The sequence below is a fragment of the Halorubrum amylolyticum genome (assembly GCF_004114995.1).
Classification (GTDB): Archaea; Halobacteriota; Halobacteria; order Halobacteriales; family Haloferacaceae; genus Halorubrum; species Halorubrum amylolyticum.
In genome coordinates, this window is record NZ_SDJP01000002.1 from 59,004 (window position 1) to 80,691 (window position 21,688).

A 21,688-nucleotide genomic window follows, 5' to 3' on the forward strand; every position below is an offset into this window, starting at 1 on the left:
AGACCGTGAGGTGCGAGTCGCCCGCTCAGATCAGGCGCTCGGCGATCCGCCCGGCGCCCTCGGCCGCGGCGGTCGCGGGGTCGTCGGGGGAGACGACCTCGACGTCGCGGTCGAGCTCGGCCGAGAGCCGCGTCTCGAACTCCTCGGCGAGCCCGGGGATGCAGGCCATGCCGCCGGTCGCCGCGATGGGGCGGCCCAGCGTGAGCTGGTAGGGTTTCATGTGGTCGTTCGCGAGCTCCGGGAGGAACTCGTTAGCGACGACGTCGACCGCCTCGTCGATGTACCGGTCGACCGGCTCTCGCACGCCGCGGTCGACGGTGAACTCGTGGCTCCCGCCGCCCGGCTGTTGGATCACGTCCGTGAACGGCTCGAAGTCGTACACGTCGGCGTGCTCCTCCTTGTACTCCCGGGCGGTCGTGCGGTCGATGTGGACGCGGCCCTGACTCTCCTCCTCGACGGCGGCGACGATCCGACGGTCGACCTCGTTGCCCGTCACCGAGCCGGTCGAGAACGGCGAGAGCTGCTCGCCGCGCCGGTAGGCGCACGCCTCCAGCGTCGTCGACCCCATGTTGATGGAGACGAACACCTCGTCGATGGCGGAGAGGTCGTCGCCGTAGGCGGGGATCGCCCCGCACAGCGACTCCGGGTAGCTCCGCGTCTCGACCCCCCCGATGGAGGAGCCCTCGATCACCGACTTGAGGTTGTTCACGCCCGCCTCGTTGTCGATGGTGGGGACCGCGTAGACGACCGCGCTGTCCTCGGGCACGTCGTGAGCGTCCACGAGCGCCTCGAAGAAGCGCTCGGCGTCGGCGACGCTCTCGTCGTCCTCGGGGAGCCCCGACCGGAGCATAAAGCGCACCGTGTCGGGGTACTCGATCGCGGCCTCGTGACCGAACAGCACCTTCTCTTCGCCCGTGATGGCGTCCTCGTAGGTCGCCAGACACGTCAGCGTCGAGTGTCGCTCGCGGCCGCCCCGTCCGTCGGGGAGGTCGAGCACCGTCCGGGTGCTGCCGAGTTTCACGCCGACCGCTGCGGGGCCGTCTGTACCGTTGATGTCCGTGGATTCGTCGTCGTCGCTCATGATTCACTCGCACACGAAGCGATCCGGACGATGGAGACGAGGCTGATCCGATGGTCCGCGGGGGTGAAGGGCCGGTCGTACCGCGGGGCGTCGAACCCCTCCAACCGGCGCCGGAGGGCCTCGACCGCGCCGTCGTCGACCCAGCCGAGCTCGGCGTAGTACGACAGCGCGTCCCGGCTCCGCACGTGGCCGCCCACGTCGACGAGGTAGCCGAGCCAGTCGCCGATTTCGCGTTCCGCCTCCGGCGAGGCCGGTACCGCCTCCAGATACGGGCGGTCGCCCGCGTCGGCGTCGGTCCGATCGCCTGAGAGCCGCTGTCCCCGCTGACGCTGGAGCAGTTCGGTGAACGCCGCCGAGCGGGCGGCCTGCTCCGCTCGGCTTCGGTTCGGTTGACGAAGCGACCGCTCCCGAGGCGCTTCGTCGGCGCCGTCCCGCGGTGCGTCCGCGATCCGGCGCAGCTCCCGTACGTCGTACTGCCGTGGATTCAGACTCATGTTCCGTCCGTCGTTCGCGTCCGTACCGGACCCTCACCGCCGGGATATATGATAGTTGCTACGCAGTTATCAGGGGTGAGAAACTACCGCGGACGGCGGCGCCGTCGTCCGGCCGGGGTCACTCCGCGTCGGCCCACGGGAGCGGCTCGGTACACCAGTGACAGAAGTCGAGGTCGGCGTCGGTCTCCTTGCCGCAGTGCGGGCACTCGACCTCCGTCGGTCCCGCGTCACCCCGGGAGTCGGTCGCGACCGGGACCGCGGCGTTCGCGCCGGAGGGCTCGGCGGTCGCCTCGCCGTCGTCGCTCGCGGCGCGGCGGCGGACCGCCTCGGCGGTCGCGTCGGCGCGCCGCCGCTCGGCGATATCGGCTCGCCCGACGAGGTAGGCGTCGACCGCGGAGAGGCCGTACAGGACAGCGATCGGGAGGGTCACGTCCGTCGGGAGCGCCGCGGCCGTCTCGGCGGCCTCCGTCACCGAACCCGTCGATCCGACGGGCACGTCGTAGAGGGCGAACAGCGCCACCCCGCCGCCGACGATCGTCAGGTGCCACAGCAGCGCCCGCCCCCACCGGCGCAGGGTGAGGTGGCCGAGGCCCGGCAGCGCCATCGCCAGTAGCGCGGCGAGCAGGGGACGGAACTGGTCTCGCATACCTCGTCGGTTCGGCCGGGCGATACTTAGGTCTGCGGTGTCGGCGCCGCCCGCCGGCAGCGGGGTCCGTCGGTTCTCACGACGCGGTCGTCGCCTCGCCGGCGCGGATAACAACCGTTAATCGACGGCCACCCCTCCGACTCGCCATGAGCAGGCAGCGGGCGACCGCGTTCGTTCCCGGTCACGTCACCGCCTTCTTCAGCGCGCACCCGGCCGAGCGCCCCGCGGCCGCCGGCTCGCGCGGCGCGGGGGTGACGCTCACCGACGGAGTGACGGTTCGGGTGTCCGCCGCGGACGAAGCGGGTACGAGCGACGAGTCGGCCGGCTCCCGCACCATCGACGGCGAGCCGGGGACGGTCGGCGCGGTCGAGGACGTGCTCGCGGAGCTGGGAGCTACCGAGGTCGACATCGCCGTCGAGACGGCCCTCCCGATCGGCGCCGGCTTCGGCGTCTCGGGCGCCGCTGCGCTCGGCGCCGCGCTCGCCGCGAACGACGCCCTCGACCGCGGGCGCTCCGGGAACGAGCTGGTCCGGATCGCCCACGAGGCGGAGGTGGGTCGCGGGACGGGGCTCGGCGACGTGGTCGCGCAGGCTCGCGGCGGGGTTCCGATCCGGTTAGAGCCCGGCGCGCCGGGCGTCGGCGAGCTCGACGGGGTCCCGGCGAGCGAGCGCGTGGAGTACGTCACGTTCGGCGAGCTGTCGACCGAGGCGGTGTTGGGCGGCGACACTACTGCACTCTCCGCGGCCGGCGAGGACGCGCTCGACCGGCTCCGCAGGGACCCACGGCTCTCGACGATGATGGACGCGGCCCGCGGGTTCGCCCGCGAGGCGGACCTCCTCGCTCCCGCGGTCGCGGAGGCGATCGCGGCGGTCGAGGAGTCGGAAGGCGATTCGGACGAGGGGTCCCGCGGCTGCGGCGCCGCCATGGCGATGCTCGGCCGCACCGTCTTCGCGCTCGGCACCGGGCTCTCGGACGCGGGCTACGACCCCGAGGTCTGTCGGATCGACGCCGCGGGCGCGCGGCTTGTTGAGCAGTAGTGAGGTTCTTGTGCGGTGGCGCGTGCCTCCGAGTGGCCGATAGGCCACGAGGAGCACGCGCGAGGTCGCCGGCGCTACGCGTCGGCTGCCAGAGGGACCTCCGGTCCCTCGCTGGACGCCGCGAGCGACGTGGACGACCGAAGGGAGTCCCAAGCGAGCGGCGAGGCTGGGGAGGCGTGAGGTGCGGTTGCGGTGCTGTGCGGGGTGGGACTCAAAGGGGCAGCCGGGAGGGCGAAGCACGGCGCAGTAAGCACCGCAGCGAAGGAGCGCCAGCGACTGAGCGAGGAGCGCAACAAGCCGCGCGAGTCCTCCCGGCTGGGGCTTTGGAGGCCTTCACCGACGATCCACAGTTCCCGACCGCGTACTACCGAGCGGCTTGGGCTGTGGCGGTATCCCTCGTCGATCTACAATCACAGACGTATCCCGCGCCCGCCGACGAACAAAGCTTTACCGCGTCGACCGCCTAGCTCCGGCAAATGGTACTCGACGACCTCGGTACGTCCCTCCGGAGCAGCCTCGACAAGCTCCAAGGGAAGTCCCGACTCTCCGAGAGCGACGTCGAGGAGATCGTCAAGGAGATCCAGCGCTCGCTCCTCTCCGCCGACGTCGACGTCTCCCTCGTCATGGAGCTGTCGGACGCGATCAAGACCCGTGCCCTCGAAGAGGAACCGCCGGGCGGCACGACCGCGAAGGACCACGTTCTCAAGATTGTCTACGAGGAGATGGTCGAGTTCGTGGGCGACTCCACCGAACTCCCCCTCGAAAACCAGACGATCCTCCTCGCCGGCCTCCAGGGGTCGGGGAAGACCACCTCCGCCGCCAAGATGGCGTGGTGGTTCTCGAAGAAGGGGCTCCGCCCCGCCGTCATCCAGACCGACACTTTCCGGCCGGGCGCGTACGACCAGGCCAAGCAGATGTGCGAGCGCGCCGAGGTCGACTTCTACGGGAACCCCGACAACGACGACCCGGTCGAGATCGCGCGCAACGGGCTCGAAGCGACCGAAGACGCCGACGTGCACATCGTGGACACGGCCGGGCGTCACGCGCTCGAAGACGACCTCATCGCCGAGATCGAGGAGATCGAGCGGGCGGCCGACCCCGACCGCTCGCTCCTCGTGTTAGACGCCGCGATCGGGCAGGGCGCCAAGGATCAGGCCCGCCAGTTCGAGGCGTCGATCGGCATCGAGGGCGTGATGATCACCAAGCTCGACGGGACCGCGAAGGGCGGGGGCGCCCTGACGGCGGTCAACGAGACCGACTCCTCCATCGCCTTCCTCGGGACCGGCGAGACGGTCCAAGACATCGAGCGGTTCGAGCCCTCCGGGTTCATCTCGCGGCTGCTCGGGATGGGCGACCTCAAGCAGCTCTCCGAGCGCGTCGAGCGCGCGATGGAGGAGGCCCAAGAGGAGGACGAAGACTGGGACCCCGAGGACATGCTGCAGGGCGAGTTCACCCTGAAGGACATGAAAAAGCAGATGGACGCGATGAACCGGATGGGTCCCCTCGATCAGGTGATGGACATGATCCCGGGCATGGGCGGCGGGATGATGGACCAGCTCCCGGACGACGCGATGGACGTGACCCAAGACCGGATGCGCCGCTTCGAGCGCATCATGGACTCGATGACCGAGGAGGAGCTGGAGAACCCCCGCGTCGTCGGCCAGTCCCGCACGGAGCGGATCGCGCGCGGCTCCGGCACCGACACGGAAACCGTTCAGCAGCTGCTCGAACAGCACTCGATGATGGAACAGACGATCGGCCAGTTCCAAGGGATGGGCGAAGGCGACATGCAGCGCATGATGAAGAAGATGGGTGGCGGCGGCGAGGGCGGCGGCCTCGGCGACATGATGGGCGGCGGCAAGGGGCCGTTTTAACTGGTTGATCGCGGGTAGTTGTTTATAGAGAATCAAGGAGAATACCTGCGCCTTTAGGCGCAGGATGAATCCGACAACGCCTACACACTCCACCGTCGATGGCAAGGCTGGATATTCAACGCCAACCGGCACTATTAACAAAACGGCGTTCATAACCAGTTATGAAGCCAGAAAATGAGTCGAACCATCCGAACATTCGAGGCCACGATTACGAACCAGCAACAGGTTCGTGACGACCTCGACCAACTCGGATGGGCCGCCTCAAAACTCTGGAACGTCGGTCGCTACTACGCACAAGAACAGTGGGACGAAACGGGCGAAATCCCCGATGACGGGGAACTCAAAGCCGAACTCAAAGGCCACGAACGCTACACGGACTTGCATTCTCAATCCAGTCAGCGCGTTCTCGAAGAACTCGCTGAAGCGTTCAACGGCTGGTTCAGCAAGCGTCGGAACGGCGACGACCGTGCCCGACCGCCCGGCTACCGCAAACACGGAGACTCCCATCCACGCTCCACTGTGTCGTTCAAAGCGGCTGGCTTCAAGCACGACGCACAGTTCACCCGTGTCCGCCTCTCGAAAGGCCGTAACCTCAAAGAACACCGTTCAGACTTCATCCTCTGCGAGTACCAAACTCGCCCGGACGTTGACCTGACCGAGTGGGACATTCAACAGGTTCGTGCCGTCTACAATCGAGATGAGTGGCGGCTACAATTCGTCTGTCGAACCACTATCGACCCGGAACCACCGGGCGACGAAGTGGCTGGTGTTGACCTTGGGATTTGCAACTTCGCCGCCGTCTCGTTCGGCGGGGAATCGGTGTTGTATCCCGGTGGCGCACTCAAAGAGGACGAATACTATCTCACGAAGAAGCGTGCCGAGACGGACGATTCGGCTTCACGCGAAGCGAAGCGTCTTGACCGAAAACGCACCGCTCGCCGGATGCACTTCTTGCACGCCCTCTCGAAAGCAATCGTAGAGGAGTGCGTCGAACGAGATGTTGGTACGCTTGTCGTTGGCGACCTCGGTGGCATCCGAGAAGACGACGAGACTGGTGAGTCTCGAAATTGGGGCGACCACGGGAACTTGGACTTGCACGGGTGGGCGTTCGATCGGTTCACGACGCTACTCGACTACAAGGCGGAAGCCGAGGGCATCGACGTGGAGTTGGTGTCGGAACGCGATACATCGAAGTCGTGTTCAGCATGTGGTCACACGGATGACAACCAGCGTGTGGAGCGTGGACTGTACGTGTGTGAGGAGTGCGACACGGTGGCGAACGCTGATGTGAATGGTGCGGAGAACATTCGACAAAAGGTACTCCCGAGTCTCGCCACGGATGGCGGTGATAGGGATAACGGCTGGTTGGCACAGCCAGCGGTTCGCCTGTTCGACCGCAGCGAGGGCAGTTTTGCCCCGCGAGAACAGGTCGTGAACCGCGAACCGTAATATCCCAACTCAGCGGTGCGGTGCCGTGGGATTCCCGCGTCTTCAGGCGCGGGAGGATGTCAACAGTGGGTGTCGCTGACGGCGGATCAACGAGGAACGGCTCTAAAGCCTCAGCGTTCGCTTATAAGCGGTCGACGGTGGATCGCCGGTGAACACCGCCAAAGCCCCAGCCGCGAGGACTCGCGCGACTCGCTGCGCGCCTCGCTCAGTCGCTGACACTCCTTCGATGTGGTGCTTGCGTCGTCGTGCTTCGCCCTCGCGACTGCCCCTTTGAGTCCCACTCCGCCCGCACAGCACCGCCGGAAGACGGTCCTGCTCGCTTCGCTGCGCGGGCTGCGACTTCCGTGCTCCCGCTCGCTCCCTTCGGTCGCTCACGGCACCGCATCCTCTCACCTCCCCAGCCTCGCGGTTCGCGCTCTCCGAGCGCTCACCGCGTCCCTCGCGCGGTGCCGTTCGCGGGCCTACGGCCCGCTCACGGGCACGCGCCACCGCAGACCGGTTATAAGGAAACGTCCGTCTCGATGTCCTCGGTCGCTTCTTCGAGCCCGTCTTCGCGGGCGGTCTCGGCGTGTGAGCCCTCGATGTCGGCGTCGGTGAGGCGGTCGCGGAACTCGTCGCGGAACCGGTCGTTCGCGCGGGTCGAGGTCAGGTCCACGCGGGCGACGCGGGCGTACTTCGCGATGGCGTCGGGGTCGGCGTCGAGGGCCTCGGCGCACTCGGGGATGGAGCACCCCTCCGCGGTCAGCTGCTTCAGGTCGGCGTACTCAAAGGGGGCGTCGTCGACCTCGCGGTCAACCTCGCGGACGAGGTGGAGGTCGAGCCGGGCGTCGCGGACGGTCGCGGGGTCAATGACGGGCGCGGCTCCCGAGCCGTCCCCAACACCGGCTCCCGCCTCCTCGCCGTTTTCGTCCATCTCGCGCTCCTCGACGAGCGCGGTCGCGATCGCCTCGTCGTCGCCTTCCTCGAAGCGCCCGCGGGCGATCCGGACGTAGGCCGCGTCGTCGAGGTCGGTCGAGAAGTCGTACCGCTCGCGCATCGCGGCGACGAGCTCGCGGACCCGCTCGTCGACCGCCGCCTCGTCGCGGTCGGTGAGCGTCCCGCGCGACTCCGCCTGCCGCTCGGTCACCGTCTCGGACCCGGTGGTCTCGACGAAGAGATCGCGGAGCTCGGAGGTCTTCTCGTCCATGGGCGGGGCGATACGTGCCGACGACAAATAAGCCTCGCGTCCGGTCCGACGGTTTCGGTGGTCTCCGGCGGAATCGAAGGGAGCCGTCGGCGACGGTCGCCATCGTCAACCAGTATCTTCAAGTTGGTTTACGAGAGTGGCAGAGACATGGCAACCAGCACGGAGTCGGTGGATCTCGTCGGCGACGAGGCCGCGACGAACCTCGCCCGCGCGGCGCTGTTCGCCGCGCTCGTCGGCGCGTTCGCGTACGTGACCTTCCCGAATCCCGTCTCGCCCGTCTCGGTGACGCTGCAAGTGCTCGGCGTGTTCCTCGCCGGGATCTACCTCGGCCCGGTGTGGGGGGCCGCGTCGCTCGTCCTCTACCTCGCGGCCGGCGCGGTCGGCGCACCGGTGTTCGAGGGGGGCTCCGCCGGCGTGGGAGCTCTCGTCGGCCAGACGGCGGGCTACCTCTGGTCGTACCCGCTGGCCGCCGCCGCGGTCGGCGCGGTCGTCCACCGCGGCGCGACCCTCCGCGACCTCGATACCGTCGGGCTCCCGACGCTCGTGGGCGCGATGGTCCTCGGCACCGTCGTCATCTACGCGCTCGGCGTCGCCGGGCTCGCCGTCGTGCTTTCGCTCGGTCCCGTCGAGGCGGTGACCGTCGGGGCGGTCGCGTTCCTCCCCGCGGAGGCGCTGAAGATCGCCGCCGCGGTCGGCATCGTGCGGTCCGACGCAGTCGCGGCCGCGTGAGGCCGTCGTGAGCACGCGCGAGGAGGTACCGTGATCGACGCCACCGGCGTCACCTGTCGGTACGGTCGAACCGGAGGGGGCGGGAGCGACGCGGACGGCGGCGACGCCGACACGAATGGCGACGGCGGGGTCGTCGCGGTCGACGACGTGAGCCTCACGGTCCCCGACGGCGAGTTCCTGATCGTCGCCGGCGCGAACGGCTCCGGCAAGACGACGCTCGTCCGGACGTTCAACGGGCTCGTCGAGCCCGATGCGGGGGCGGTCTCGGTGAACGGGACCGTCGTGAACGACGACCTCGTCGCCGCGCGCTCGGCGGTCGGGATGGTGTTCCAGGACCCGCGCGACCAGCTGGTGGCGGCGACCGTCGGCGCAGACGTGGCGTTCGGCCCGGAGAACCTCGGGTGCTCCCACGCCGAGATCGACCGGCGGGTCGCCGACGCGCTCGCGGCGGTGAACATGGACGGGCGCGAGGACGACCGGATCGCGGGCCTCTCCGGGGGCGAGCGCGAGCGCGTCGCGATCGCTGGCGCGATCGCGACGGAACCCGACCACCTCGTCCTCGACGAGCCGTTCACCGGGCTCGACGAGCCGGCCCGGCGGTCGGTGCTCGACCGCCTGCGCGAACTCAGCGCCGCCGGAACGAGCGTGATCGCCGTCACCCACGACCTCCGCGACGTGCTCGGGCTCGCGGACCGCGTGGTCGGGTTGTCGGCGGGGCGGATCGCGGTCGACGACGCGCCGCGAGCGGCGGCCGAGACGCTGCCGGGGCTGGACGTGCGGGTGCCGACGGGAGTGCTCGACGACCGATCTGCGGACGCCCCCGCCACCGGCGACACCGCCGACCCGTGACCCTCTCGTACGTCCCCGGCGACTCGCTCGCCCACCGGCTCGACCCCCGGTCGAAGCTCCTCGTGCAGGCCGGGTTCGCGGCCGCCGCGTACGCGTACACGACCCCTCGCGGGCTCGCCGCGCTCACCCTCCTCGCCGTCGCCTGCCTCTCCCTCGCCGGCGGCGGTCCGCGCGACCTGTGGACCTACCGGGTCGCGTTCCCGGTGCTCCTCCTCGCCCCCCTCGTCGCCGGCGCGACGCTCGGGGCGCCGTGGTTCCGGGTCGAGCGCGCCGCGGCCACGGGGCTCGCGAGCTACCGCGTCCTGCTGATCCTCGTCGTCGCCGCCGGCTACGTCAGGTCGACGCCGGTCCGGGACTCGCGGGCGGCGATCCAGCGTGCGGTTCCGGGCAAATCCGGGCAGTTCCTGGGGACCGGCGTCGCGCTCGTGTTCCGGTTCCTCCCGCTGTTGCAGCGGGACCTGCTGACGGCTCGCGAGGCGGTTCAAGCGCGTGGCGGCGGGGCGCTCCCGGTCCGCGAGCGCGTGCGACTCGTCGCCGTCGCGGGGATCAATCGGGCGTTCGGACGGGCCGACCGGCTGGGGACCGCGCTGAACGCGCGGTGTTTCGCGTGGAACCCGACGCTCCCGCGGCTCGCGCTCGGCCCCGCGGACTACCCGGCGCTCGCGGTCGGCGGGGGGCTGCTGGCGGCGGCCGCGGCGACCGTGGTGTAGGCGACCGGCCGCGGCGACCGTGGTGTAGACGACCGTCCGCGGCGGAGGCGTCCGGCGGGTGGCCATCGCGTAGCCCTTCCGGAAACGCTGGACGACGCGTCCCGCGTTGTGGCAAGTTTTAACTCGACCGTATCCGCCTGATCGATCATGACTCCCTTGCAGGCGGCCACCCGGGAGACGTTCTGGACGATCGGTCCGGTCGGGAAGGCCGCGTTCTACTGGCTCGCCGCGGTCGCGATCCTCGTGTTCCTGTACGGGGTGTACGCCCGGTTCGCGGCGTACGCCCGCGGGAGCGAGGACCCGCGCGACCGGCTGTCGAACCTCCCCGCGAGGACGGTCGCGGCGACGAAGGCGGTGCTGTCGAACGAGAACCAGTTCGACCGGGACCTGTACGCCGGCGTGATGCACACGTTCGTGCTGTGGGGCTTCCTCACCCTGCTGGTCGCGACGACCATCCTCGGGTTCGACATCGACGTGTACCGCCCGCTCGCGGGTGAATCGTTCTGGGTGGGCGATTTCTACTTAGCCTATCAGTTCACCGTCGACGCGTTCGGCCTGCTGTTCGTCGTCGGCGTCGGCATGGCCGCGTACCGCCGGTACCGCGACCGCGACGGGCGGCTGTGGGGGAAACACACCTCGCTGGAGGACGACGCGTTCGTCTGGACCCTCTTTCTCCTCGGCGTCGGCGGCTTCGTCGTGCAGGCGCTCGGCATCGTCGGCCAGCCCGCCAGAGCCGACGAGACGGTGAGCTTCGTCGGCATGGCGATGGCGGCCGGCTTCCGGTGGCTGGGCCTGACGCCCGCGGGCGCGGAGGCGATCTACGGCGTCGTCTGGTGGAGCCACTCGCTGTTGGCGTTCGCGTTCATCGCGTGGATCCCGTACGCGAAGCCGTTCCACATGATCTCCTCGTTCGCGAACGTCGTCGCCCGCGACGAAAAGGCGGGCGCGCGGCTCCCCAACGTGCCCGCGGACCTCGATCACACCAACGCCGAGTCCGTCGAGGACTTCACGTGGAAGGAGCTGATGGACGGCGACGCCTGCACCAAGTGCGGGCGGTGTACCGACGCCTGCCCCGCCGACACCGTCGGCCGGAACCTCGACCCGCGGGACGTCATCCTCGACCTGAAGGCGTACCGCGAGTCCGTGACCGACGACCCGGTGGCGGGTGCGGGCGGCGGAACCGTCGCGACCGACGGCGGGACCGCCGCCAGCGACGGCGGGACCGTCCCCATCGTCGCCGACGAGGGCGGCGTCGTCGCCAGCGAGTCGATGGAGTCGTGCATGTCGTGTCTGGCCTGCATGGACGCCTGTCCCGTCGACATCGAACACCTCACGTCGTTCACCAAGCTGAACCGCCAGCTTGTCGACGAGGGGGCGGTCGACTCGAACCTCCAGGACGTGTTCCAGGACGTGATGCAGAAGGGGAACACCTTCGGCGAGTCGCAGTCGGCCCGCGGCGATTGGACGGACGAACTGGACGACGTGGAGGTCCCGGACGCCCGCGAGCGCGAGGTGGAGTACCTCTGGTACGTCGGCGACTACCCGAGCTTCGACGACCGGAACAGGAAGGTCGCCCGCGCGCTCGCCCGCCTGTTCGACGAGGCCGACGTGTCGTTCGGGGTTCTCTTCGACGACGAGAAGACCGACGGCAACGACATCCGGCGGATCGGCGAGGAGTTCCTCTACCTCGAACTGGCGGGCCACCACGTCGAGACGTTCGCGGACTGCGAGTTCGACACGATCGTCTGTACGGACCCGCACTCGTACAACACCATCAAAAACGAGTACCCCGAGGTCGACTTCGCGGAGTTCGCCGACGACCCGATGATGCCGTTCGACCGCGAGGAGCCGTGGAACGCCGACGGCGAGATCGACGTGTTCCACTGGACGCAGGTGGTGGAGGAGCTGGTGGCCGAGGGGCGGCTTGACCTCTCCGGCGACGAGCTGGACTACACCGTCACCTACCACGACCCCTGCCACCTCGGCCGGTACAACGACGAGTACGAGGCGCCCCGCGAGCTGATCCGCGCGACCGGCGCCGACCTCCACGAGATGCCGCGCTCACGGAACGACTCGTTCTGCTGTGGCGGCGGCGGCGGCGGGCTCTGGACCGAGCACGACGAGGCGGTCAAGCCGAGCGAGGAACGGCTCCGCGAGGCGGTCGAGGACACCGATGCGGGTGCGGCGATCGAGAAGTTCGTCGTCGCCTGCCCGATGTGTACGACGATGTTCGAGGACGGTCGGAAGACGGGGAACTTCGAGGACGACGTGGAGATCGTCGACGTCGCGGAACTCCTGATCGAGGCGGTGGAGGCGGGTCAGTAGCGACGGAGGTAGTGGAGACGGAGGTAGTGGAGACGGAGGTAGTGGAGACGGACTCGTAGTCGCGCCGCGCCGTGTCTCTCAGGAGGTCGACGGCGACTCCGACTCCGACTCCGACTCGACCGCCTCGTCGACCCGACGCAGTAGCTCCCGCCCCGGCGCCCGGTCGCGCACGGGCGCGTCGCCGAGGTAGTCGACCAGGGCGTCGCGGAGGAGCGCGGCGCCGCGGGGCGCGAGGGGACGGCCGCGCTCGATGCGGCGGATCGGTCGGCACTGCGGGGGCGCGTCGTCGCCGGCGTCGGCGGCGGCCTCGCCCGCGTCAACGAGAGCGGCGTGGGCGACCCACGCCTCCTCGTGCGACAGCGACAGCGGGATCGGCTCCCCGGTCGTCGGTGGGGTCATCGTCCGGGCCTTCGCCCGGAGGCTCTTAAAAATACTCCCGGACGCTCGATCGACGCCGGGGGTGCTGGCCGCGCCCGCGACCCCGTCTATATAGAGTATATATCCACGGGGAGCGGTACTGCGACGGCAGTACCACTCATAGCATACTACTTAACCGGAAACCGCCCACGGTCAGATGATGGCATCAAGCCACGACGCGGACACCGAGGGGGTCACGCGGCGGAAATCGCTCGCGGCGCTCGCCGGCGCGGGGGCGCTGGCGCTCGCGGGCTGTACGCAGAGCACGGGAGACGGCGGCTCCGGAGACGGTTCCGACGGCGATTCGCTGTCGGGCGCGATCAACATCGCGGGGTCGAGCACCGTGTTCCCGCTGATGAGCGCGGTGCTGGAGGACTTCGCCGAACAGCATCCCGGCGTGGACCCCAACATCAGTTCGACCGGGTCCGGCGGCGGGTTCTCGAACTACTTCTGCGTCGGCGAGACCGACTTCAACAACGCGAGCCGGGGGATTCAGGAGGAAGAAGAGCAGCTCTGTGCCGACAACGACGTCGAGTACGTCGAACTGATCGCGGCGACGGACGCGCTCACGATCGTCGTCAACCCCGAGGCGGACTGGATCGACTCGCTCACCGTCGAGGAGCTCGCGACGATCTGGGAGTCCGACGCCGTCGAGACGTGGGACGAGGTCCGCGACGAGTTCCCGAACGAGGAGATCAACCGGTTCGGCGCGGCCGACACCTCGGGTACGTACGATTACTTCATCGAGGCGATCCTCGGCGAGCGCGGTCACACGAGCGACTATCAGGCGACCGAAAACGACAACAACATCGCCCAGGGCGTCATGGGAAGCGAGTACGCCATCGGTTACTTCGGGTTCTCGTACTACTTCCTGAACCCCGACGAACTCAAGGCGCCCGGTATCGACGACGGCAACGGTCCCGTCGAGCCGAGCCTCGAAACGGCGGCCAGCGGCGAATACACTCCGCTCTCGCGGCCGCTCTTCACGTACCCCTCGATCGAGTCGCTCGGCGAGGAGCACATCGCGGAGTTCGCCCGGTACTTCGTCGAGCAGACGACCAACGAGGCGCTCGTCGCCGAGGACGTGGGATACGTCCCCGCGACCGAGGAGACCCAAGAGGAGCAGATGCAGATCCTCGAAGACGCCATCGAGCGGGCGCAGGGCTGACTCGGCGCGATGAACCGGTGTATTGATTTACGACAGCGTGCGATACCCGACCGGTTGTGACAGATAGTACCGAGAGTCCCGATCTCCAGCGTCGGAGCGGGCTCAGACGACTGAAAGAGGGGACCTACGGCGGGCTCTTCGCCGCGTGCGCGGCGATCACCCTGCTCACGACGGTGGCCATCTTCGCGACGCTGTTGTATGACGCGGTCGTGTTCTTCCAAGAGATAGCGATCGCCGAGTTCCTGACCGGCACCAACTGGAGCCCCAATCCGGCGGGCGGCGGGCAGGCGTTCGGAATCATCCCGCTCCTGATCGGGACGATCACCGTGACGATCGCGGCGGCGTGTATCGCGCTTCCCGTGGGGACGCTGACGGCGATCTACCTCAGCGAGTACGCGAGCACGAACGCGCGCTCGATACTCAAGCCGCTGTTGGAGATCCTCGCCGGCATCCCGACGGTCGTGTACGGGTACTTCGCGCTGGTGTACATCACGCCGGCGCTGAAGGCGACGCTGTTCCCGGAGATGAGCACCTTCAACGCGCTGTCGGCGTCGATCATGGTCGGAATCATGACCATTCCGATGGTGTCTTCGATCTCCGAGGACGCGATGAGCGCGGTGCCCGACGAGCTCCGGCAGGCCGGCTACGGGCTCGGCGCGACGAAGTTCGAGGTGTCGACCGGGATCGTCGTCCCCGCGTCGATATCCGGGATCGCCTCCTCGTACATCCTCGCCGTCTCCCGCGCCATCGGCGAGACGATGATCGTCGTCGTCGCGATGGGCGCGCAGGCGCGGATGCCGGCGGTTCAGGAGTTCGCGTTCGGAATTCCGTTCATCAACCCCGCAGACGTTCTTCTGGAGTCGGGGATGACGATCACCGTCGCGATGGTCCAGATCGCACAGAGTGACCTCACCGGCGGGACGATCCCGTACGACTCGATGTTCGCGCTCGGCCTCTCGCTGTTCGTGGTGACGCTCGTAATGAACGTGATTAGTGACATCATCGCGGAACGCTACCGGGAGGAGTACTGATGGCGACGGACAACGCGAACGCGGACGGGTTCGGCGAGGTGAGCCGAGTCCGGGGGATCGTCTTCGAGTACCTTTCGCTCGGTGCGAGCGTCGCCGGCCTCGTCGCGCTCGGCGTCCTCCTGGTGTACGTCGCGATCGACGCCTTCGACTTGGCGAACGCCGGCCCGGAGTGGCTGTTGACGTACTTCCTCACGCTCGTCGCCCCGTTCCTCGCCTTCTGCCTGTACAGCGCGGGCGACCGAGCGGTGACCCGATGGGCACTCGGCGTGCTCGGCGGCGGCCTCGTCGCCGTCGCGGCGCTTTTCACCGCGTTCGAGGCGTTCGTCGCGCAGATCCCGCGGCTCTCTTGGCAGCTCGCGTATCTCTTCGTCGTCGCCGCGCCGACCACGGCGTACCTCGCGTACGTCGGGAGTCGCGGGCGCGCCGCCGCGGTGGGCTTCGGACTGTTGGGCCGACTCGTCGGCGGGGTCGCGATCGGACTCGCCGTCGGGACCCTGTTCTTGGTGTTCGACGAGCTGGTGTGGTTCCTCGCGTACACGCTGGGGATCGTCCCGGCCGCGGTGCTGTACGCGTACGGTCGCTGGCGCTCGGCTGGCCGAGCGATGACGGCGGCGGTTCCCGTCGGACTCGTCGGGGTCGTCGCCGCGGTGTTCCTCCGCGGCGTCATCGCCACGTACCCGTCGGACCTCATCATCTACGTCTGGACGCTCGCGGTCCCGATCGCGGTCGCCGGCGAGCGCGTCGTCGCCGACCGCGGGAGCCGGATCGCGGCGGCCGTCGCCGGCGGCGTGCCGCTCGCGGTCGCGATCGCCGGCGGCTTCCTCGCCGGCGGCTTCGGCGTCCCCGGCCCCACCGCGCTGATCGTCCTCGTCACGGTCGGCGTGCCGACGGCGGTCTACGTTCACCGAGTGATCGACGGGGGCGACGGACTGGTCGGACTCGGGCTCCCGTTCCTGCTCGCCGGCGGCGTCCTCGTCGGCGCGCTCGTCGTCGAGGCGTGGGGTGTGCCCGCGCCGAACCCGTGGCTCGACGTCGGCTTCGTCACGGAGTCGCCCTCGCGGACCGCGGCGGAGGCGGGACTGTACCCCGCGATCGTCGGATCGGTGATCATCATCGCGCTCGTCGCGGCGCTGTCGTTCGTCCTCGGCGTCGGGACCTCGATATTCTTGGAGGAGTACATACCCGGGAGCGGTCTCCTCGGGTCGCTGACGCGGCTGCTGCAGGTCAACATCGCGAACCTGGCCGCGATCCCGTCGGTCGTCTACGGCTTGCTCGGACTCGGGCTGTTCGCGAACCTCCTCGGGTTGGGCTACGGGACCGCGGTGACCGCCTCGCTGACGCTGTCCCTGCTCATTCTTCCGATCACGATCATCTCCGCGCAGGAGGCGATCCGGTCGGTGCCGGACGACCTGCGCCGGGGCTCGGACGCCATGGGTGCGACGCGGTGGCAGACGACGAAGAACGTCGTCCTCCCGGAGGCGCTGCCCGGCATCCTCACCGGGACGATCCTCGCGCTCGGGCGGGCGATCGGCGAGACCGCGCCGCTCATCATGATCGGGGCGGCGACGACCGTGTTCAACGCGCCGGACAGCCTCTTCAGCCGATTCAGCGCGATGCCGATGCAGATCTACGCGTGGGCCGGCTTCCCGCAGGCGGAGTTCCGGTACGGGGTCGTCGCGGCCGGCGTGATCACCCTGTTGATCATCCTCGTCGGCATGAACGGGACAGCGATACTGCTGCGGAACCGCGCGGAGCGGGGGACCTAACATGAGTAACACAGAGACGAGCGACTCGCTCATCACGACGGACGTAGAGACCGGATCGAACGAACGGATCGCGACGACGGACGCGACCGCGGTCGCCGCGCGCGACCTGAACGTGTTCTACGGCGACGAACAGGCGATCGACGACGTGTCGATGGAGATCCCCGAGAACCGGGTGACCGCGCTGATCGGCCCTTCGGGCTGTGGCAAGTCGACGTTCCTCCGGTGTATCAATCGGATGAACGACATGATCGAGGTATGTCGCGTCGAGGGCGACGTTGAGTTCGGCGGCAAGAACGTGTACGACGCCGACGTGGACCCGGTGGCACTGCGCCGCAAGATCGGGATGGTGTTCCAGAAGCCGAACCCGTTCCCGAAGTCGATCCGCGACAACGTCGCGTACGGCCTGAAGATCCAGGGGTACGACGGCGATGTCGACGAGCGCGTCGAGGAGTCGCTGAAGGGGGCCGCGCTGTGGGACGAGGTGAAAGACCAGCTCGGTTCCTCGGGGCTCGAACTGTCGGGCGGCCAGCAACAGCGGCTCTGTATCGCCCGGGCGATCGCGCCCGACCCGGAGGTCATCCTGATGGACGAGCCGACCTCCGCGCTCGACCCGGTCGCGGCCTCGAAGATCGAGGACCTCATCGACGATCTGGCGGAGGAGTACACGGTGATCATCGTCACCCACAACATGCAGCAGGCGGCTCGGATCTCCGACCGGACCGCGGTGTTCCTCACCGGCGGTCGGCTCGTGGAATACGACGACACCGCGAAGATCTTCGAGGACCCCGAAGAACAGCGCGTCGAGGACTACATCACGGGGAAGTTCGGATAGATGCCCCGCGAGAACTACCAGCAGCGGCTCGATCAGCTCCGGGGCGACGTGGTCGCGATGGGCGACCTCGTCCTCGATCGGTACGCGGCCGCGATCGAGGCGGCCGAAACCGGCGACGACGACCTCGCCGACGAGGTCGTCGAGGGCGATCACGAGGTGAACGAGACGTACCTCGGGTTGGAGGAGGAGTGCACGGAGCTGCTCGCGCTCCAGCAGCCCGTCGCGGGCGACCTCCGGCTGGTGACCGCCTCGTTCAAGGTGATCACCGACCTCGAACGCGTCGCCGACCTGGCGACCAACCTCGCGGGCTACGGCGGCCCGGAGGGTGGCGTCCACCCCGCCGTGGAGTTCCGCGAGCTGGGCGAGGACGCCGGCGAGATGGTCGCCGACGCGGTCGCGGCCTACGAGGCGGGCGACGCCGCGGCCTGCCGCGAGATCGCGGCCCGCGACGACGAGTTCGACGAGCGGTGCCGACGCGCGAGCGAGGCGGTCGTCCGCGAGCTGTTGGAGGCCGACCGCGCCCGCAACGAGGCGGCTCTCGACGAGACGGCGCCCGACGAGGCCGAGGGCGACGGGGACGCGGGGGCGGGCGGGGCCAGCGCCGACGCCGACGCCGAGGCGCTGGAGGCTTCGCTCGACGAGGTCTCCCGCGCGCTGCTCGCGGTCCGCGACCTCGAACGCGTCGCCGACCACGCGGTCAACGTGGCGGCGCGCACCCTGTACATGGTCGAGAACGACGACGAGCTGATCTACTGATGGGGACCACCTTCACGTTCATGTGCGTCCGCAACGCCGGGCGCAGCCAGATGGCGACCGCCTTCGCGGAGCGCGAGCGCGACCGGCGCGGCCTCGGCGACCGCGTCGAGATCGTGACGGGCGGGACGATGCCCGCCGACAGCGTGCACGACGTGGTGCGCGAGGCGCTCGCGGAGGTCGGCCTCGACGTGAACGGACGGACGCCCCGCGAGATCGCCGACGAGACGCTCGCCGCGTCCGACTTCGTCGCCACGATGGGCTGTTCGACGCTGGAGTTGGACGGCGTCGACACCGACGACTGGGACCTCGACGACCCCGGCGAGCGCCCGATCGAGGAGGTCCGCGAGATCCGCGACGAGATCGAGCGCCGCGTGATCGCCGTCTTCGACGAGCGGCTCGGCGAGCCCGACGAGCGCGGCGGGGCGTAGCCGGGGACCGGGCGCTCGCGCGCCGACCGGCCGGTCGCGGAGCCAAACCGCTTTAGGAGCGCCCCCGTAAGGGGAGGTAATGGCGACGTGCGACGTGTGTGGGGAGTACGAGAACCTCCCGTACCAGTGTAAGCGGTGCGGCAAGACGTTCTGCGCCGACCACCGCCTGCCGGAGAACCACGACTGCCCGGGGCTCGCCGAGTGGGACGACCCCGGCGGCGTCTTCGACAGCGGGTTCGACGAGAGCGTCGAGGGCGGCGGATCGGGCGGGTCGAGATCCGGTGCGTCGGCCGGTCTCACGGGCCGCATCAAGCGACGGGTCGACCGCGAGACGAGCACCGGCGGGATCGTGAGCTACGTTCGCGGGAACGCGACGTACGCCATTCTGGCGGCGATGTGGCTCACGTTCGTCGCGCAGTGGGCGGTGACGCTGTTGTTCGGCGAGGCCACTCACAGCCAGCTGTTCGTCCTGCGGTCGGACGCGCTCGGCAACGTCTGGACGTGGGCGACCTCCGTGCTCTCGCACTCGCGGTTCCAGCCGTTCCACATCATCGGCAACAGCGTCGTGATCCTGTTTTTCGGCCCGCTCGTCGAGCGCGCGGTGGGCTCCCGCCGCTTCGCCGGGTTCTTCTTCGCGTCCGGGATTCTCGCCGGCCTCGGCCACGTCCTGTTCGCGATCGCGACCGGCGCGCCGACCACCGGCGTCCTCGGTGCCAGCGGCGCCGGCTTCGCGATCCTCGGCGTGCTCACCGTCTGGCGCCCGAACATGCAGGTGCTCCTCTTCTTCGTCATTCCGATGAAGATCAAGTACCTGACGTGGGGGATCGCGCTCGTCTCGGCGGTGCTCGTGATCCAGACCGGGACGGGCGGCGTCGGCGGGATCGCGCACCTCGCGCACCTGATCGGGTTCGCGATCGGACTCGCGTTCGGCAAGCGAAACGAGAGCCTCGCGCGGTCCGCACGCGGTCCCGGCGGGATGCGGATGGGCGGGGCTGGCGGTCCGGGTGGTCCCCGCGGACCGGGCGGCCCCGGCGGGCGGTTCTGAATGGTTCCCGCGGCCGGCCCGCCTCGCGGTGACCTCGACGATATCGCACATCCCGAGTTCCTCCCGGACCCCGCGCTCTCCCGCGCGGAGATGGAGTCGCTCCAGCGCGAACTGGCCGCCACCGCGACGTTCGCGGACGACCACGGGATCGACCCGGCCGCGGTCGCGATCGACAAGTCCGCGGACCTGACCGACGGGCTGCCGGACGCGCGCCAAGAGACGCTCCCGGGCACCCACCTCGACGCCGGCGATCCCGACGCGCCGGTCGTCGTGGGTGTCGATCAGGCGTTCCTGACGCCAGACGACGGCGAGGACCGGGCCGTCTCCGCCGCGGTCGCGATCCGCGACGGCGCCGTGATCGAGTACGCGAGCGCGACCACGCCGCTCTCGATCCCCTACGTCCCGGGCCTGCTCGCGTTTCGGGAGGGCGAGCCGATGCTGGCGGCGCTCGACGCCCTCGAAGTCGAGCCTGACCTGCTGGTCTGTGACGGCTCCGGCCGGGTACACTTCCGCGAGGCCGGCGTCGCGACCCACGTCGGCGTCCTGCTGGACGTGCCGAGCGTCGGCGTCGCGAAGAGCCTGCTGTGCGGCGCGCCCGAGGAGACGACCGACGACCGGCCGGCGGGCTGGCGGACGCCGATCCGCGCTGACGAGTCGGTGGAGACGGCGGGCGGTGCCGGCGACAGCGATGTCGACGCCGCCCCCGTCATCGGCCACGCCTATCAGTCTCGACAGTACCCGAACAGCCGACGGGTGAACCCCCTGTACGTGAGCCCCGGCCACCGCGTGTCGCCCGCGACGACCGTCGCGCTCGTCGAGGCGCTGTGCGCCGGCTACAAGCTCCCGGAGCCGACCCGGATCGCGGACGCGTACGCCGACGCCGTAAAGCGGGACGCGGTGTGAGCGCGCCGCGAGAAGCGCAGAATCGTGCCACCGGTTGCCACAGACAGGCGGTTTATATACCGTGGGCCGCGAACGCGAACGTATGGGAGACGAGGAGACCGAGAGCCCGATGTCTGCCGAGGAGTTCCGATCGTTGACGGACGGACTGGTTCGACAGAGCTCCGGCGGCGGGACCACCGTGTACAAGAACGCCGCGGGGGTCGGCTGCCCGAACCCCGACTGCGACCGCGGCGTCTTTCAGACGCTGTTCGTCAGCGACCACGGCTGGCAGCAGATCGGCGCGACCCGCGACGGGATCGACCTGTGCCTCTGTAACACCGAGTCGAAGCGGCTCGTCTTCATTCACGACGAGTGAGTCGGCCGGTTCCCTCGGCCGATCGGTCAACGGTGAATCGCGATTTCGCTCCCTAATCAGCCGGTTACGACGGTGACCGGTCCATCGAAGTCGAGGAGCACGCGCTGCGTGGGGTCCCCGAACAGCGCCTTGCCCGTGGGAGACCGATCGCGGCCCGCGAGAAACACGTGGTCGCAGTCATGTTCCTCGGCCGCCTCCAGCAGCACCGACCCCTTCTCGCCGACGTAGCCCGCCGTCTCGTACGCCACGTCGACGTCCGCGAAGGCGTCTTCGGCGAAGTCGCGGGCGAACTTCGTCGCCCCCTCGTTGGCGTCGTCCGTGGTGTACGTCTCCGTCCCGCCCGACATCGACGCCATCGCCTGCCGGCGGGCGGTGTACTCGTCTTCGGTCGTGACGTGGACGACGATCACCTCGGCGTCGACGCCCGCGGCGAGGGTTCCGGCCTCGCGCGCCAGCTCTTTCGTTCCGTCCGTCGGTTCGATCGCGACGAGTGCACGCTCCATGGGCGCCGGGAGCCGTTCCGTCGGTTTAGTGTCACCGGACGGCGGTGATTCGATGCCCGATCGATCAGAATCTATCTGTCATAAACATTGTTGATTTTAATAAA

22 protein-coding genes are annotated in these 21,688 nt (G+C 69.1%); 16 read left to right on the top strand and 6 right to left on the bottom strand.

Features of this window, described 5'->3' with window-relative positions:
* Positions 1–25 precede the first annotated feature (25 nt).
* From ESO89_RS02755 to ESO89_RS02765, 3 genes are all read right to left on the bottom strand, one after another.
* Entirely contained in the window at positions 26–1,081 is a 1,056-nt protein-coding gene (locus ESO89_RS02755; protein ID WP_128904156.1) for an acetate and sugar kinases/Hsc70/actin family protein, read from the bottom strand.
* Complete coding sequence (locus ESO89_RS02760; RefSeq protein ID WP_128904157.1) at positions 1,078–1,575, bottom strand: FlaD/FlaE family flagellar protein; 498 nt, start codon at positions 1,573–1,575, stop codon at positions 1,078–1,080. The genes ESO89_RS02755 and ESO89_RS02760 overlap by 4 nt, the downstream gene beginning before the upstream one ends.
* A gap of 118 nt (positions 1,576–1,693) precedes the next feature.
* Complete coding sequence (locus ESO89_RS02765; protein ID WP_128904158.1) at positions 1,694–2,221, bottom strand: zinc ribbon domain-containing protein; 528 nt, start codon at positions 2,219–2,221, stop codon at positions 1,694–1,696.
* Positions 2,222–2,367: 146 nt separating this feature from the next.
* On the opposite strand from ESO89_RS02765, the gene ESO89_RS02770 reads away from it, so the two are divergent.
* From ESO89_RS02770 to ESO89_RS02780, 3 genes are all read left to right on the top strand, one after another.
* A complete protein-coding gene (locus tag ESO89_RS02770) occupies positions 2,368–3,258 on the top strand; it encodes a pantoate kinase (protein WP_128904159.1) in 891 nt (296 codons plus the stop codon).
* A gap of 476 nt (positions 3,259–3,734) precedes the next feature.
* A complete protein-coding gene (locus tag ESO89_RS02775; protein ID WP_128904160.1) occupies positions 3,735–5,132 on the top strand; it encodes a signal recognition particle protein Srp54 in 1,398 nt (465 codons plus the stop codon).
* Positions 5,133–5,306: 174 nt separating this feature from the next.
* Entirely contained in the window at positions 5,307–6,581 is a 1,275-nt protein-coding gene (locus tag ESO89_RS02780; protein ID WP_128904161.1) for an RNA-guided endonuclease InsQ/TnpB family protein, read from the top strand.
* Positions 6,582–7,080: 499 nt separating this feature from the next.
* Here the strand turns inward: ESO89_RS02780 and ESO89_RS02785 are convergent, their stop codons facing one another.
* Entirely contained in the window at positions 7,081–7,767 is a 687-nt protein-coding gene (locus ESO89_RS02785) for a hypothetical protein (RefSeq protein ID WP_128904162.1), read from the bottom strand.
* Positions 7,768–7,914: 147 nt separating this feature from the next.
* On the opposite strand from ESO89_RS02785, the gene ESO89_RS02790 reads away from it, so the two are divergent.
* The 4 genes from ESO89_RS02790 to ESO89_RS02805 all read left to right on the top strand — a co-directional run bounded on the left by ESO89_RS02790 (position 7,915) and on the right by ESO89_RS02805 (position 12,380).
* On the top strand, positions 7,915–8,496 hold the full coding sequence (locus ESO89_RS02790; protein WP_128904163.1) for a biotin transporter BioY: 582 nt from the start codon (positions 7,915–7,917) through the stop codon (positions 8,494–8,496).
* 30 nt (positions 8,497–8,526) lie between these two features.
* Positions 8,527–9,345, top strand: coding sequence for an energy-coupling factor ABC transporter ATP-binding protein (locus ESO89_RS02795; protein ID WP_128904164.1), 819 nt, complete (start codon positions 8,527–8,529; stop codon positions 9,343–9,345).
* Positions 9,342–10,055, top strand: coding sequence for an energy-coupling factor transporter transmembrane component T family protein (locus ESO89_RS02800; protein WP_128904165.1), 714 nt, complete (start codon positions 9,342–9,344; stop codon positions 10,053–10,055). Before ESO89_RS02795 ends, ESO89_RS02800 begins: the two co-directional genes overlap by 4 nt.
* Positions 10,056–10,202: 147 nt before the next feature.
* On the top strand, positions 10,203–12,380 hold the full coding sequence (locus ESO89_RS02805; protein ID WP_128904166.1) for a (Fe-S)-binding protein: 2,178 nt from the start codon (positions 10,203–10,205) through the stop codon (positions 12,378–12,380).
* A 78-nt stretch (positions 12,381–12,458) separates the two neighbouring features.
* On the opposite strand, the gene ESO89_RS02810 is transcribed toward ESO89_RS02805, so the two are convergent.
* The gene (locus ESO89_RS02810) at positions 12,459–12,779 is read right to left on the bottom strand and encodes a DUF7853 family protein (RefSeq protein ID WP_128904167.1); all 321 of its coding nucleotides are present in this window, start codon (positions 12,777–12,779) and stop codon (positions 12,459–12,461) included.
* A 178-nt stretch (positions 12,780–12,957) separates the two neighbouring features.
* On the opposite strand from ESO89_RS02810, the gene ESO89_RS02815 reads away from it, so the two are divergent.
* The 9 genes from ESO89_RS02815 (at position 12,958) to ESO89_RS02855 (ending at position 21,081) form a co-directional block, all read left to right on the top strand.
* The gene (locus ESO89_RS02815) at positions 12,958–13,965 is read left to right on the top strand and encodes a PstS family phosphate ABC transporter substrate-binding protein (RefSeq protein ID WP_128904168.1); all 1,008 of its coding nucleotides are present in this window, start codon (positions 12,958–12,960) and stop codon (positions 13,963–13,965) included.
* A 56-nt stretch (positions 13,966–14,021) separates the two neighbouring features.
* Positions 14,022–14,996: a phosphate ABC transporter permease subunit PstC gene (gene pstC / locus ESO89_RS02820; RefSeq protein WP_128904169.1), complete on the top strand. Its 975-nt coding sequence runs from the start codon at positions 14,022–14,024 to the stop codon at positions 14,994–14,996.
* Complete coding sequence (gene pstA, locus ESO89_RS02825; protein WP_128904170.1) at positions 14,996–16,762, top strand: phosphate ABC transporter permease PstA; 1,767 nt, start codon at positions 14,996–14,998, stop codon at positions 16,760–16,762. The genes pstC and pstA overlap by 1 nt, the downstream gene beginning before the upstream one ends.
* Position 16,763: 1 nt before the next feature.
* Entirely contained in the window at positions 16,764–17,594 is an 831-nt protein-coding gene (gene pstB, locus ESO89_RS02830) for a phosphate ABC transporter ATP-binding protein PstB (RefSeq protein ID WP_128904171.1), read from the top strand.
* Positions 17,595–18,350, top strand: coding sequence for a phosphate signaling complex PhoU family protein (locus ESO89_RS02835; protein ID WP_128904172.1), 756 nt, complete (start codon positions 17,595–17,597; stop codon positions 18,348–18,350).
* Positions 18,350–18,778, top strand: coding sequence for an arsenate-mycothiol transferase ArsC (locus ESO89_RS02840; protein ID WP_128904173.1), 429 nt, complete (start codon positions 18,350–18,352; stop codon positions 18,776–18,778). Before ESO89_RS02835 ends, ESO89_RS02840 begins: the two co-directional genes overlap by 1 nt.
* Before the next feature lie 79 nt (positions 18,779–18,857).
* A complete protein-coding gene (locus tag ESO89_RS02845; protein ID WP_128904174.1) occupies positions 18,858–19,823 on the top strand; it encodes a rhomboid family intramembrane serine protease in 966 nt (321 codons plus the stop codon).
* Positions 19,824–20,726: an endonuclease V gene (locus ESO89_RS02850; RefSeq protein WP_128904175.1), complete on the top strand. Its 903-nt coding sequence runs from the start codon at positions 19,824–19,826 to the stop codon at positions 20,724–20,726.
* Between the two features lie 82 nt (positions 20,727–20,808).
* Entirely contained in the window at positions 20,809–21,081 is a 273-nt protein-coding gene (locus tag ESO89_RS02855) for a DUF7385 family protein (protein ID WP_128904176.1), read from the top strand.
* Between the two features lie 56 nt (positions 21,082–21,137).
* On the opposite strand, the gene ESO89_RS02860 is transcribed toward ESO89_RS02855, so the two are convergent.
* Positions 21,138–21,584 (bottom strand): universal stress protein, encoded by a 447-nt coding sequence (locus ESO89_RS02860; protein ID WP_128904177.1) that lies wholly within the window; start codon positions 21,582–21,584, stop codon positions 21,138–21,140.
* Between the last annotated feature and the right edge of the window lie 104 nt (positions 21,585–21,688).

Coding starts and splice junctions, on each gene's coding strand:
- ESO89_RS02835 (WP_128904172.1), top strand. CDS start 17,595: ATGCCCCGCGAGAACTACCAGCAGCGGCTCGATCAGCTCCGGGGCGAC.
- ESO89_RS02840 (WP_128904173.1), top strand. CDS start 18,350: ATGGGGACCACCTTCACGTTCATGTGCGTCCGCAACGCCGGGCGCAGC.
- pstB (WP_128904171.1), top strand. CDS start 16,764: ATGAGTAACACAGAGACGAGCGACTCGCTCATCACGACGGACGTAGAG.
- ESO89_RS02755 (WP_128904156.1), bottom strand. CDS start 1,081: ATGAGCGACGACGACGAATCCACGGACATCAACGGTACAGACGGCCCC.
- ESO89_RS02815 (WP_128904168.1), top strand. CDS start 12,958: ATGGCATCAAGCCACGACGCGGACACCGAGGGGGTCACGCGGCGGAAA.
- ESO89_RS02790 (WP_128904163.1), top strand. CDS start 7,915: ATGGCAACCAGCACGGAGTCGGTGGATCTCGTCGGCGACGAGGCCGCG.
- ESO89_RS02805 (WP_128904166.1), top strand. CDS start 10,203: ATGACTCCCTTGCAGGCGGCCACCCGGGAGACGTTCTGGACGATCGGT.
- pstA (WP_128904170.1), top strand. CDS start 14,996: ATGGCGACGGACAACGCGAACGCGGACGGGTTCGGCGAGGTGAGCCGA.
- ESO89_RS02860 (WP_128904177.1), bottom strand. CDS start 21,584: ATGGAGCGTGCACTCGTCGCGATCGAACCGACGGACGGAACGAAAGAG.
- ESO89_RS02810 (WP_128904167.1), bottom strand. CDS start 12,779: ATGACCCCACCGACGACCGGGGAGCCGATCCCGCTGTCGCTGTCGCAC.
- ESO89_RS02775 (WP_128904160.1), top strand. CDS start 3,735: ATGGTACTCGACGACCTCGGTACGTCCCTCCGGAGCAGCCTCGACAAG.
- ESO89_RS02785 (WP_128904162.1), bottom strand. CDS start 7,767: ATGGACGAGAAGACCTCCGAGCTCCGCGATCTCTTCGTCGAGACCACC.
- ESO89_RS02845 (WP_128904174.1), top strand. CDS start 18,858: ATGGCGACGTGCGACGTGTGTGGGGAGTACGAGAACCTCCCGTACCAG.
- ESO89_RS02760 (WP_128904157.1), bottom strand. CDS start 1,575: ATGAGTCTGAATCCACGGCAGTACGACGTACGGGAGCTGCGCCGGATC.
- ESO89_RS02855 (WP_128904176.1), top strand. CDS start 20,809: ATGGGAGACGAGGAGACCGAGAGCCCGATGTCTGCCGAGGAGTTCCGA.
- ESO89_RS02770 (WP_128904159.1), top strand. CDS start 2,368: ATGAGCAGGCAGCGGGCGACCGCGTTCGTTCCCGGTCACGTCACCGCC.
- ESO89_RS02850 (WP_128904175.1), top strand. CDS start 19,824: ATGGTTCCCGCGGCCGGCCCGCCTCGCGGTGACCTCGACGATATCGCA.
- ESO89_RS02780 (WP_128904161.1), top strand. CDS start 5,307: ATGAGTCGAACCATCCGAACATTCGAGGCCACGATTACGAACCAGCAA.
- ESO89_RS02765 (WP_128904158.1), bottom strand. CDS start 2,221: ATGCGAGACCAGTTCCGTCCCCTGCTCGCCGCGCTACTGGCGATGGCG.